The sequence below is a fragment of the Acidovorax sp. GW823-FHT01C06 genome (assembly GCF_058798375.1).
Map to the genome: position 1 here is coordinate 959,465 of NZ_JBXAKN010000001.1, position 11,864 is coordinate 971,328.

At 65.0% G+C, this 11,864-nt stretch carries 11 protein-coding genes; 6 read left to right on the forward strand and 5 right to left on the reverse strand.

Annotated elements, in window-relative coordinates; all coding sequences use genetic code 11:
- Nucleotides 1-10: 10 nt before the first annotated feature.
- Genes AC1RCS_RS04340 through AC1RCS_RS04355 form a run of 4 tightly spaced genes read right to left on the reverse strand, consistent with a single transcriptional unit; the run spans nt 11 to nt 3,498 of the window.
- Entirely contained in the window at nt 11-820 is an 810-nt protein-coding gene (locus AC1RCS_RS04340; RefSeq protein WP_492244394.1) for an enoyl-CoA hydratase/isomerase family protein, read from the reverse strand.
- A gap of 34 nt (nt 821-854) precedes the next feature.
- Nucleotides 855-2,030, reverse strand: coding sequence for a thiolase family protein (locus AC1RCS_RS04345; protein ID WP_492244395.1), 1,176 nt, complete (start codon nt 2,028-2,030; stop codon nt 855-857).
- Complete coding sequence (locus AC1RCS_RS04350) at nt 2,027-2,458, reverse strand: PhlB family protein (RefSeq protein WP_255591222.1); 432 nt, start codon at nt 2,456-2,458, stop codon at nt 2,027-2,029. The genes AC1RCS_RS04345 and AC1RCS_RS04350 overlap by 4 nt, the downstream gene beginning before the upstream one ends.
- Nucleotides 2,459-2,517: 59 nt before the next feature.
- Nucleotides 2,518-3,498, reverse strand: a complete 981-nt coding sequence (locus tag AC1RCS_RS04355) for a Bug family tripartite tricarboxylate transporter substrate binding protein (RefSeq protein WP_218293365.1) — start codon at nt 3,496-3,498, stop codon at nt 2,518-2,520.
- Between the two features lie 188 nt (nt 3,499-3,686).
- Here AC1RCS_RS04355 and AC1RCS_RS04360 point away from each other — a divergent pair, with 188 nt between their 5' ends.
- Genes AC1RCS_RS04360 through AC1RCS_RS04385 form a run of 6 tightly spaced genes read left to right on the forward strand, consistent with a single transcriptional unit; the run spans nt 3,687 to nt 10,888 of the window.
- A complete protein-coding gene (locus AC1RCS_RS04360; protein WP_492244396.1) occupies nt 3,687-4,499 on the forward strand; it encodes an IclR family transcriptional regulator in 813 nt (270 codons plus the stop codon).
- A gap of 36 nt (nt 4,500-4,535) precedes the next feature.
- Complete coding sequence (locus AC1RCS_RS04365; RefSeq protein WP_492255452.1) at nt 4,536-5,684, forward strand: acyl-CoA dehydrogenase family protein; 1,149 nt, start codon at nt 4,536-4,538, stop codon at nt 5,682-5,684.
- Nucleotides 5,685-5,721: 37 nt separating this feature from the next.
- Entirely contained in the window at nt 5,722-7,836 is a 2,115-nt protein-coding gene (locus AC1RCS_RS04370; protein WP_218340387.1) for an acetate--CoA ligase family protein, read from the forward strand.
- Nucleotides 7,833-8,939 (forward strand): CaiB/BaiF CoA transferase family protein, encoded by a 1,107-nt coding sequence (locus tag AC1RCS_RS04375; protein WP_492244398.1) that lies wholly within the window; start codon nt 7,833-7,835, stop codon nt 8,937-8,939. The genes AC1RCS_RS04370 and AC1RCS_RS04375 overlap by 4 nt, the downstream gene beginning before the upstream one ends.
- Before the next feature lie 3 nt (nt 8,940-8,942).
- Nucleotides 8,943-9,953, forward strand: a complete 1,011-nt coding sequence (locus AC1RCS_RS04380) for an NAD(P)H-dependent flavin oxidoreductase (protein WP_218293369.1) — start codon at nt 8,943-8,945, stop codon at nt 9,951-9,953.
- A complete protein-coding gene (locus AC1RCS_RS04385; RefSeq protein ID WP_492244399.1) occupies nt 9,950-10,888 on the forward strand; it encodes an NAD(P)H-dependent flavin oxidoreductase in 939 nt (312 codons plus the stop codon). Before AC1RCS_RS04380 ends, AC1RCS_RS04385 begins: the two co-directional genes overlap by 4 nt.
- 67 nt (nt 10,889-10,955) lie before the next feature.
- Here the strand turns inward: AC1RCS_RS04385 and AC1RCS_RS04390 are convergent, their stop codons facing one another.
- Nucleotides 10,956-11,834, reverse strand: coding sequence for an alpha/beta fold hydrolase (locus AC1RCS_RS04390; RefSeq protein ID WP_218293371.1), 879 nt, complete (start codon nt 11,832-11,834; stop codon nt 10,956-10,958).
- Nucleotides 11,835-11,864 lie beyond the last annotated feature (30 nt).

Below are 11,864 nucleotides of genomic sequence, written 5' to 3' on the forward strand. Positions count from 1 at the left end.
CGGTATTGCACTAGCGTCCTTTGAATTGGGGTTCGCGTTTCTCGACGAAGGCGCGCATGCCCTCGATGCGGTCTTCGCTGTCCACGATCATTGCGGCCGCGTAGCGTTCGTACTCCAGGCCCGAGTCCAGGTCGGTCTGCATGCCGCGGTTGATGGCGCGCTTGGCGAAACGGACTGCCAGCGGGGGGTGTTGCGCTATGCGCTGGGTCAGTTCCAGCGCAGCCGTCATCAGCTCGGCCTGCGGCACCACACGGCTGACCAGGCCGTAGCGCAGCGCCGTCTCTGCATCCACCAGGTCGGCCGTCAGGATCAGTTCCTTGGCCCGGGCTTCACCCACCAGCCGTGGCAGCCGCTGCGTGCCACCGGCCGCCGGGATGACTCCCAGCTTGATTTCTGGCAAGCCGAAGCGCGCGTGGGAGGCCGCGATGCGCAGGTCACAGCACAGCGCAATCTCCAGCCCGCCGCCCAGGGCCACGCCGTTGATGGCAGCGATGACGGGCTTCTCGAACTCTTCGATGTTGCGAAACAGTTCGTGGGTCGCCTTCTGGCGCACGAAGTATTCCGTGCCGCGCACCACATCGGTGGCGCGCTCCTTGATGTCGGCGCCCGCGCAGAACGCCTTGTCGCCGCTGCCGGTGATCAGAACCGCGCGCACTTGGTCGTCGTTGCGGGCCAGTTCGAAGAAGGCGCGGGCGAGGTCGGGCTTCATCGTGCTGCCCAGCGTGTTCATGCGGTCGGGCCGGTTGAGGGTGATCACGGCCACGCGGTCGCGCACCTCATAGAGCAATGTGCCCAGGTCCCGGATGTCAGGGGTAGTCATTGGATTGCTTTCCACAAAGAAGTGTGCGGCGCCGTCAGGCCGATGCCGACAGCACGTGGGCGACGGAGACCGAGCCGAGCCCGATCATGTGGGCCATGCCCCAGCGCGCGTTGGGGTGCTGGCGACCCTCCGCCTCGCCCCGCAGCTGGCGCGTGATTTCTGCCAACTGGCCGATGCCCGTGGGCCCGAGTGGGTGGCCCATGCCGATCAAGCCGCCCGATGCGTTGATGGCGCAGCGGCCACCGATGTGCGAAGTGCCACGCGCCAGATAGCGGGCGCCCTCGCCTGGCTCGCACACACCGATGGCTTCGCTGTACAACAGCTCTTCCACGGAGAAGGCGTCGTGCAGCTCCAGAAGATCGAGCTCCTTGGGCGCAATGCCCGCTTGTTCAAAAGCAGCCTCCGCGCTGGTGCGGACCAGCTCCACGGCGCTGTCGCCGTACTGCACCTCGGGGCGCTCGCTGCCTGCCACGGAAGCCTTCACGCGCACGCAGCGCCGCGCATCCAGTCCCAGCTTTCGGATGGCGTTGCCAGAAACCAGCATCACCGCCGCGGCCCCTTCGCCGCGTGGACAGCATTGCTGCACCGTGAGGTCGCCCACCACGCGCGGCGATGCGAGCACCTGCTCCAGCGTCCGGGGCTTGCGAAACTGAGCAAACGGATTGCGCGCTGCGTTGCCGTGGTTCTTCACCGCCACGCCGGCCATCTCCTCCACGGAGGCGCCGCGCTCGCGCAGGTAGGTGCGCGCCATCATCGCGAACTTCACCGCCGGAATGGTGGCGGTCTCGCTGAGCCTTTCCAGTCCGTCCTTGTTGGCAGCGCGGCGCCCGTCACCGTGCTTGTCCACGCCCACCGCCAGCACCACATCGCTCATGCCGCTAGCCACTTCCATGCATGCCTGCCGGAAAGCGAACGATCCAGAGGCCGACGCGTTTTCCACCTGCGTCACCGCCAGACCCGTGGATCCCAGGTGGCGCAGCATCACGCGGCCGGCGGCCATGCCAATCGAGGTTGTGCCCACGTAGGCACTCTGCACACGGGCCCAGGAAACACCCGAGTCCTCGAGTGCGGCACGCACAGCCCTGAGGCCCAGCTCGGTGTAAGGTGTCTCGGTGGGGAACTGATAGGGGTGCAGACCGACACCGGCGATGAACACACCGCCATGGGCATCCAGCCAGTTGCCTGAAGTGGATTGATTGGTATTGCTCACTGCACGGCTCCTTCATTCGCGGGCACAAAGCGGCAGGCGTAAACACCTTCTTCCCGCTTCACCTCGGCAACGGCACGAACCGCCATGCCGTGCTTCAGCGCCGTCTCGTCCCCAACGGCCATCACACCTTCTTCGACGATGCCGGGCGCGATGCGGATGTCTCCAGCAATGCTGGGCGCCGCCATGCCAGGCAACAGCGGCACGTGCAGGGTCACGAACTCCAGCAACTCTCCTCCCCCCGGGCGCGTGACGCGTTGCGCTCCGCTCAGCGGGTCTCCGCAGTGCATGCATCCCGGTGCGTTGGCAGGAAAACTCATCCCACCGCAGGCGCCGCACTGCGCAAAGAAGAAGTTGAGCGAGTGGCCGTCATCAGCCAGCTCATACAGAGTCGGCTGCAACGGCTTCAAGGAGGTCTTTGAATCGGTCATAGAAAGAAGGGGGTGAAAGGGAAAGGTGGGGGGGCGGGCATGTAGTGCCCGCGACCCCGTCAATCGAGCTTGGCGCCCGACTGCTGAACAACCGCACGCCACCGGGTCATCTCCGATTTCACGAAGGCACCCAGCTTGGCGTCGCGCAGGCCGGCGAGCGGGACACTGCCGAATTTCTCGGTGGCTTGCAGCATTTCGGGGTGAACGATGGCCTTGGCGATCTCGTCGCCCAGGCGCTTCACGATGTCCGGCGGCGTCTTGGTCGGAACGAACACCGCGCCCCAGGCCGTGGATTCCGCTTCGGGAACGCCCAGCTCGCCCACGGTGGGCACGTCGGGGGAGCTGGACAAACGCTTTTTGGAGGTGACCGCCAGCGCCTTGAGCTTGTTCGCCTGCACCTGGGGCAACACCACCGCCGGGTAGTCGAACATCAGGTCGATGCTCCCGGCCATCAGGTCGCTCAGTGCCGGCGCGCTGCCGCGGTATGGCACATGGGTCATCTTGATGCCCGCGGCGGTCTGGAACAACTCGGCCGTCAGGTGGGTGCCCGTGCCTGGACCGGCGGAGCCGTAGTTGAGCTTGCCGGGATTGGCCTTGGCATAGGCAATCAGCTCGGGCACCGTCTTGAACGGGCGTGAGGGGTTGATCACCAGCATGAGCGGCGTTTCCGACATGGCATGCACGGGCACGAAGTCCGTCACGGGGTCGTAGCGCACGTTCTTGTACAGCGCCAGATTGGCGCCATGCGTTCCCTGCGTGCCGTAAATGATGGTGTAGCCGTCTGGCGGCTGGCGCGAAGCCGACTCCACACCGATGGAGCCACCGGCACCGGGACGGTTGTCCACCACCACCGACTGTCCCAGCTGTGCGCTGAGCAGCTTGGCCAAAAGCCGCGACGTGTTGTCCGTGATGCCCCCGGGTGGGAACGGCACCACGAAGGTGATGGGCTTGCTCGGCCACGTATCTCCTGCTGCATGCAGGACGCCAAAGGCCAACGAGGCAATGACAAAAACAATCAGTTCTCGGAAGGTTCTACGCATGCTTGTCTCCATTTTTGTTGCCACTTCATTGCGGCTGGTCGTAGAATACTTCAATATTTCGTAGAAATGCAAGAAATCTTGTGAGCTGCATTCAAAAGAAAATTTGAATCTCATAAGGAATGGCCTGCTGCAATCGCGCTCACCTCAAAGTTATGATTCGTTGACATCTACGAAATACCGGAGAACTTATGCCAACCATTGTCCCCGCCGCTTCTCGCACCATGGCCCTGCTGGAGGTCTTTGCCCGGGAGCGCCGCGAACTCTCCAATTCAGACCTTGCGCGCCTGATGGACCTTCCCGAGAGCAGCTGCTCCGATCTGCTGCACACGCTGCATGAGTTGGGCTACCTGATGCGGACGGCGCGAACCCGACGCTTCTATCCAACGGCCCGTCTGCTCACGATTGCCAAAGGCATCGCTGCGGGTGATTCGCTCTACGCCGTGGCGTCCGAAGCGTGCGAGTTGCTGCGTGACAAGACGGGAGAGACAGGGATGTGCGGCCGCGTGGAGGCGGGCGTGGTCAAGGTACTGGCGTTTGCCGAGGGAACTCATCCGCTGCGCTATGTGGAAAACGTGGGCAACAAGATTGCGTTGCACGTGTCCGCGCTGGGCAAGGCGGCGCTGTCGCTGGGTACACCCGAAGAAGCCGCACGCCAGCTGCGGCTCAAGCCGCTCAAGCAGATCGCCCCCGGGTCCATCACGGACCTCGCAGCACTGGAGGCACAGATCGAACAAGCACGCCAGCAAGGCTGGATCTGGGTGGAAAACGAAGGCTTCGACGGCCTGGCCGCCATCGCCGTCGCTGGCTACCTGGGCGATGAACCCCTTGCGCTGTCGATCGCCGGCCCCACCGAACGCCTTCGCCGTACCAAGGACGCCTGCCTGCAAGCCTTGCAAGAGGTGCAGGCACTTGTGTTCCACCCCCAGAACGCGGCTCCCACGCTGCGCGCCACGGCATCCGGCCGGCGCGGCGCGGGCGCCAAAGACACCACCGCCTCCTAGCGGCGGATCCATGCATTCAACCCAGGAGACCTAGCCATGTATGCAACGATGAATTCCGAACAAGAAATGCTGCGCGACAGCGTGCGCCGCTTCATGAAAAGCGAAGTCGCTCCCCGCGTCGCCCAGCACGACAGGGACAAGACCTTTCCCTTCGAGCTTCTCAAGGAGCTGTCGCAGTTCGGATACATCGGCGGCAGGCTGCCCGAGGCCCTGGGCGGCATGGACATGGACCAGATGACCTGGGCGATGCTCATGGAAGAGGCGGGCTACACGTGGCTGTCGTTGCGCACGATGGTGAACATCACCAATGCGGCCATCAACAAGCTGGCCGCAGAGGCGAACGAGGAGCAGCGCGAACGCTTCCTGAAGCCTTTGCTGGCATCTGACCGCCGCGTGTTCAACGCCATCAGCGAGCCAGGCACGGGCTCCAACATCGCCCAGGTCCAGACCCGTGCAGACCTGCAGGGGGACCACTACGTCCTCAACGGCCGAAAACTGTGGATCACGAACGGGGCATTTGGCGACTTCGGCATCGTGGTCGCGCGTACGTTCAGCCCCGACTGCCAGGGGCAGCTCTCCACCTTCCTTGTGGAGCGCGAGGTGTCTCCGTATGAAGTGCGCAACATCGACACGATGGTGCTGCGCAGCACCGGCACGGCGGAGCTGGCATTCGACAATGTCAAGGTGCCCCGCGAGAACCTGCTGGGCGAGGAAGGCAAGGCGCTCAAGAAGATGCTCATCGGCCTGGACGGCGCCCGTGTCAACATTGCCATGGGTGCGGTCGGCGCCGCGCAAGCGGCCCTCGACCTCTCGATCGACTATGCCCGCACCCGTACACAGTTCGGCAAGCCCATCGGCAGCTTCCAGCTGGTGCAAAAGCTCATCGTGGACATGACGATCCGGGTGGAAGCCGCACGCGCACTGAGCCTGCGTGCCGCTGCCGCGCTGGATGCCAATGCCGATGCGCGCACCGCCTGCTCCATTGCCAAGCTCTACGCCACCGAGGCTGCGCATGAAGTGGCCAGCATGGCACTGCAAGTGCATGGCGGGCTGGGTTACGCCACCGACTACCCCATTGAGCGCATCTTTCGCGACACGCGCGGCGGAACGATTCCCGAAGGCACCACCGAAGTGCAGACCTTGATCGCAGGTCGGGAAATCCTGGGCATCTCGGCGATTGCCTGAGCCTCCACGCCACCCCAATAACGACCAGGAGACAAGATTGACAGACCTTTCACGACTGATCCGCCCTCGCTCGATTGCCCTCGTGGGCGCCTCGGACCGCCCGCAAAGCATCGGCGAGCGCACGCTGACCAATCTGCTGGACCATTCCGAGTTCGACGGAGACATCTACCTCGTCAACCCGACCAAGGCGGAGATCCGCGGGCACCGTTGCTGGCCCAGCGTTGCGTCACTGCCAGCCACGCCCGACGTTGCTGTGATCGTGGTGCCCGCATCCGGCGTGCTGGCCGTGGCGGAGGAATGTGCCAACCGGGGCGTCCTTTTTGCCATCGTGTTGACATCGGGCTTTGGCGAGGCAGGCGAAGAAGGCGAACGCGCTCAGGTGCGCCTCAAGGAAATCGCCGACGCGGGCGGCATGCGCCTGTACGGGCCGAACTGCCCGGGCCTCACCAACGTCAACCACCGCCTGGGACTGACTTTCTCGCCATCCTTCCCGCACGACCTCGTCAAGGGTCCCATTGGCCTGGCCACGCAAGGTGGCGGCCTGGGGCGCAACGTGATGCAGGCCATGGACCGCGGCATTGGCATTGGCCTGTGGGCCTCCACCGGCAACGAGGTGGACTTGCAGGTGGCCGACTTCATCCATTACATGGCCGATGCACCCGACATCAAGGTGATCGTGACCCTGCTGGAAGGCATCAAGGATGGCGCGAAGTTCGTGGCTGCCGTGAACCGCGCAGCCGCCAATGGCAAGCCAGTCATTGCGCTCAAGGTCGGCAAGTCTGAGTACGGGCAAAAGGCGGCGCAATCGCACACAGCGTCCCTCACGGGGTCGGCCGAGGTGAACAGCGCGGTGTTCAGACAGTGCGGTGTGATCGAGGTCGATGACATCGACGAGCTTGTCGATGCAGCCTGGCTGTTCGCACGCGCGGAGCCGCCCCCAAGCGAAGGGGTGGCCATCTACACCTCTTCGGGCGGGACGGCGGCGTTGACGGCGGATGCTGTGGGCACCGCAGGCCTGACCCTCGCTCAGTTCACCCCGCACACGCGGGAGGTGCTGGCCTCGCTGCTGCCCGACTTCGCGGCCCTGGACAACCCGGTGGACACCACCGCCGCCGTGCTGAGCGATGCGGCGCTGATCGAAAAATCGCTGAGCGCGGTGGCCGTGGACCCGAACCTCGGCTGCGTGATCGTTCCGATTGCACTGGACTATGGCGACACCACGATCCAGCTGGCGCGCACCATCATCGCGGCGCAGAAAGGCTGCGCAACACCCATCATTCCCATCTGGATGAGTGACCGCATGGGGGAGGGGTATCGCATGCTGGTCGAAGGCGGTTTCGCGCCGCCGCGTTCGGTGGGCAAAGCCATCAAGGCCATTCAGCGCTGGGTTGAATATGGCCGCTGGAAGCGCTCGCGTGGCACCCAGCCGCCCATGCAGCCTGTGGTCGTTCTGCCGCCAGCCGCCGCCACCCTCAGCCTGTCTGAAGCGCAGGCCAAAGGCCAGCTGCAGGCTGCGGGGATCGGCCTGCTGCCCAACATGCTCGCGTCCACTATGGAAGAAGCGTTGGTGACCGCCAACGCCATGGGCTACCCCGTCGTGGCCAAGATCGCCAGCGAGCAGATCGTCCACAAGTCGGACATCGGCGGCGTCAAGGTGGGGCTGCAAAATGCCGACGAACTGCGCCAGGCCTGGGCGGACATCATGGACGCCGCGAAGCACCACCGGCCCGACGCGCACATCGACGGCCTGCTGATCGAGAAGATGGCGCCCCGCGGCGGGCTGGAGCTGATGGTCGGCGTTACGCGCGACCCGGTGTTCGGCCACGTGATGACCTTCGGCCTGGGGGGCATTTACGTGGAGATCCTGCGCGATGTGACACGCCGCATGTTGCCGCTCAGCGCCAGCGAGGCCGCGGCGATGGTGCGTGAGATGCGGTGCTTTCCCCTGCTGGAAGGTGCGCGCGGCCGCCCAGCGGCGGACCTGGAGGCGCTGCAGACGCTGCTGCTGCGCATCTCGGACTTCGTGATGCACAACGCTGGCCGCATCGAGGAAATGGACCTCAACCCGGTGTGGATTGGCGCCCGCGGAGAAGGCGTTTTGCCGCTGGACGCCGTGATCATCGAAAGAACCGCCGAAGGAGCGTCCGCATGACGGCCACCGCCGCCCGGCCGCCGTTGCAGTGCATCACGGTGGTGGATTTCAGCGAGCTGCTGCCGGGGCCGTTTCTGACGCAGAACCTGGCGGAGATGGGCGCACGCATCATCAAGATCGAGCGCCCGCCGCATGGCGACAACGCCCGTCACCTGGGCCAGGGCGCTTTCGAGGCCGTGAACCGGGGCAAGCAGAGCCTGTTGGTGGACCTCAAGGACGAAGCCCAGCGCGACAAGGTCCGCGAGCTGATCGCGTCGGCCGATGTCGTGGTCGAGTCCTACCGCCCTGGCGTGATGGCGCGCCTGGGCTTGGATGCCGCTTCGCTCTGCCAGGCGCATCCGCAACTCATCTATGTGTCTCTCAGCGGCTACGGCCAGACCGGTCCCTGGGCCGACCTGCCGGGGCATGACATCAACTACCTGGCTGCCGCGGGGGTGCTGGCCGTCTCGGGTACGCCGGACGGCGCACCCGCGCAGAGCTTCGGCCTGCCCGTGGCCGATCTGTGCGGAACCATGTACGCGCTGTCCGCCACACTCGCCGCGCTGTTTCAGCGCCAGGCCACCGGCCGGGGGCAGCATCTGGACGTGGCGCTGGCCGATTGCGCCTTGCACTGGATGAACCCGCGGCTGGGCGCCTACCGCTCCGCAGGCGCAGGCACGCTGCAAGCGCAGCGCGAGGCAACGCTGGTGAAGGCGGCTTACGGCGCCTTCCGGTGCAAGGATGGCCGCTACGTGTCGATTGCTGCGCTGGAGGATCATTTCTGGAAGCGCCTGTGTGCGGTGCTGGACCTGGCTCCCTTCGACGGCGCGAAGTACGCCACCCACAAGGCGAGAAAATCTGTGGCGGATGCGATCAACCTGCGCATCGAGCAGGCCATGCAGCACCTGGATTCGCACGAGGCCTTTGAACTGCTGTGCCGGCACGATGTGCCCGCCGCGCCAGTGGTGCCGCCCGCAGAGTTGGCCGCCCAGCCGCACTTTGCCTCACGCGGCAAATTCGCTCCCGGCGAAGACTTGCCCTTGGTCAGGTTCCCCGTTCCACTCGAGGGAATGGGCGGTGCGGACCTTGCAGGCGCACCGCAGCTCGGCAGTTCAGGCTGGTAGGCCATGGGCAGCGTCTTGCACACGCGGATCACCCGGCTGCTGGGGATCGACCACCCCATCCTGGGCGGCGGCCTCATGTGGCTGTCCGACGCACGGTACGTTGCCGCGCTGGTGAATGCGGGCTGCATGGGCTTCATCACGCCCCGGTCGTACGCCAGCGAAGCGGATTTCCGCGAAGCCCTTGCGCTGTGCTCGGAACTGACCCATGGCAAACGGTTTGGCGTCAACCTCACGCTCTCGCACCGGCCCGAAGCCAACACCATGATTCCGCGCTGGATGGATGCAGCCCTGACGCACGGCGTGAGGATCTTCGAGACAGCCGGACATGCACCGGCGGACCTCATCACCGCTCTTCACAAGGCAGATGCCATCGTCGTTCACAAAGCCTCGAACATCCGCCACGCTCTTTCGGCGGAGCGCGCTGGCGCCGATGCCATTGCCCTGGTCGGCATGGAGGAAGGCGGGCACCCGGGCATGAATGAGCTGCCCACGATGCTCATGGGGGCGCTGGCATACGGCCAGTTCAGCGTGCCGGTGGTGCTGGGCGGCGGCATCGGCCGCGGCAGGCAATTGGCTGCGGTGCTGGCCCAGGGGCTTGACGGCGTACTCGTCGGCAGCCGCTTCCTGGTGTGCGAGGAAATCCAGGCGCACCCCCGCTACAAAGAGCATCTGCTGACCTGCGACGAGCACTCCACGGTGCGGCTGCTGCAATCGCTGGGCACCACCTGGCGCGTGCTGCTCAACGACACTGCGCGCCAGGTTCAGGCCATCGAACGGGCAGGCGCCACCGAACACGCCGCGTTCGGCGACCTCATCAGCGGAACGGTCGCGCGCGACCGCTGCTACGCCGAGGGCGACTGGCGTCATGGCATGGCCTCCCTGGGGCCAGCCATCGCATTCGCCAAGCGTATCGAGCCGCTGCAGGCCATCGTGAACGGCCTGGTGGACGAAGCAGTGCAGGCCATCACGGCCCTGCGCACAGTGCATTCACTGGATTCAATGGAGCAAGAATGAACCGACTGCCTTTCATGGAGCGGCTGGTGGTGCCCGTCATTGCGGCCCCCATGCTGCGTGTCTCGGGAATCGAACTGGTCTCCGCTGCCTGCGCCGCTGGCGTCATCGGCGCATTTCCCACGGCCAACTGCACGTCTCTGGACGAGTTCGAGACCTGGCTTCAGCGGCTTCAGCGCGAGGCCGAAGAACAGCCCAGCCGGGCGCCCTATTGCCCCAATCTCATCATGCGCCGCGACCCCGCACGCCTCAAGGCCGAAGCGGACTTGATCGTGCGCCACGGCGCAGAGCTGGTGATCACCAGCGTCGGGTCGCCCGCGTCGGTGATTCCCATCTTGCACGACGGCGGCTGCCTCGTGTTTGCCGATGTGGCCTCGCTGCACCATGTAGAGCGTGCTCTGGAGGCGGGCGTCGATGGCTTGGTGCTGCTCTCGTCCGGCGCGGGCGGGCACACCGGCTGGGCCAACCCGTTCGCTTTCGTGCGCGCCGTGCGCCAGCTGTTCGATGGCCCCATCGTGCTGTCAGGTGGCCTGTCCGACGGTGTGGCGTTGCGCGCAGCGACGGTCCTGGGTTGCGACCTGGGGTGCGTGGGAACGCGATTCATCGCCACCAAGGAAAGCCTGGCTGGGGGAGACTACAAGCAGATGCTTCTGGAAAGCTCCATGGACGATGTGCTTGCGACGCGTGCCTTTACGGGGTTGCCCGCGAACTTCTTGAAACCGTCCATCGTCCGTGTCGGGCTCGACCCCGATGGACTGGACGAGACGGTATCCGTGCAGGAGGCCCGCAAGAAATTCGGAGGCGGATCTGAAGGACCCGTCATCCAACGGTGGTCGGATCTGTGGAGTGCGGGGCATTCGGTGTCGGGTGTGACGTCCCTGCCGACTGCCGCCGAACTGGTTCAGTCCATGAATGTGGAGTATCGGTCGTTCAAATAGCAGGACTCAGGCTCGAGGCCCTCCGAGGTCAGGCCTCCAGTCGTGCAATGCGCGACACCGCATCAGGCTACCCCACATGGGCACGCAGCCAGGCCACGATGTCGGCAGTCACCTCATCACGATTCGTCTCATTGAGGATTTCGTGGCGGGCAGCCGTGTACAGCTTGACTGTCACGTCGGTGATGCCTGCATCGCGGTAGCGCTGACCCAGCAGCTGAATCAGCGCACCGCCCCCCGCGAGCGGATCTGCGTCGCCAGAGGCAATGAAGATTGACAGGTCACTGCGGATACCTGCTAGCAGCGCTGGATCCGCCAGCCGGGAAGCCGGAGCGAACAGCGACGGGATCACATCGTCCGGCACATCCCACCCACACCACGGATCCGCTACATAGGCATCGACCTCCGCACCGTCCCGCGAAAGCCATTCGTATCCCGTACGGTGCTCAAAACCTGCGTTGAATGCCTCCAATCCGGCAGGCGCGTCTGCGGGAGCATTGGCCATCGCTGCGGCGAGCGCATCCAGCGCGGTTGAACCTGAGAGCAACACACCTGACCAGGTCGATGCGTGATCCAGGATCGCCGCCTGCGCCGCAAACGAACCCATCGAATGCCCAAACAGAAACAGCGGCAGGCCGGCGTGCTGCGTGCGCAGCAGTGCGCCGTACTGGGCCACATCGGCAATGAGCCCGCTGAAACCTGCGGCGCCAAAGTCCCCCAACCTGCCACCAGCGGTGCGCCCGTGCCCGCGATGATCCACGGCATGGACGATGAAGCCGGCAGCGTTCAAGGCCTTCGCAAAGCGGTCGTAGCGCTCGCCGTGCTCGGCTAGTCCGTGAGATATCTGCACGGCGCCCACGGGTTTGCCGGGGGTCTCGGCCCAGGTGTAGGTGATGACCGGGATGCCGTCTGCGCTAGACAGAAAGGAGGAGGATGTCGATGTGCTCATCGGGTCATTCTGGCATGGTGATCTGATCCA

Excerpts from the sequence above, each read along its gene's own strand:
- AC1RCS_RS04340 (WP_492244394.1), bottom strand. The coding sequence starts at position 820 with ATGACTACCCCTGACATCCGGGACCTGGGCACATTGCTCTATGAGGTG.
- AC1RCS_RS04350 (WP_255591222.1), bottom strand. The coding sequence starts at position 2,458 with ATGACCGATTCAAAGACCTCCTTGAAGCCGTTGCAGCCGACTCTGTAT.
- AC1RCS_RS04355 (WP_218293365.1), bottom strand. The coding sequence starts at position 3,498 with ATGCGTAGAACCTTCCGAGAACTGATTGTTTTTGTCATTGCCTCGTTG.
- AC1RCS_RS04360 (WP_492244396.1), top strand. The coding sequence starts at position 3,687 with ATGCCAACCATTGTCCCCGCCGCTTCTCGCACCATGGCCCTGCTGGAG.
- AC1RCS_RS04365 (WP_492255452.1), top strand. The coding sequence starts at position 4,536 with ATGTATGCAACGATGAATTCCGAACAAGAAATGCTGCGCGACAGCGTG.
- AC1RCS_RS04375 (WP_492244398.1), top strand. The coding sequence starts at position 7,833 with ATGACGGCCACCGCCGCCCGGCCGCCGTTGCAGTGCATCACGGTGGTG.
- AC1RCS_RS04380 (WP_218293369.1), top strand. The coding sequence starts at position 8,943 with ATGGGCAGCGTCTTGCACACGCGGATCACCCGGCTGCTGGGGATCGAC.
- AC1RCS_RS04385 (WP_492244399.1), top strand. The coding sequence starts at position 9,950 with ATGAACCGACTGCCTTTCATGGAGCGGCTGGTGGTGCCCGTCATTGCG.
- AC1RCS_RS04390 (WP_218293371.1), bottom strand. The coding sequence starts at position 11,834 with ATGAGCACATCGACATCCTCCTCCTTTCTGTCTAGCGCAGACGGCATC.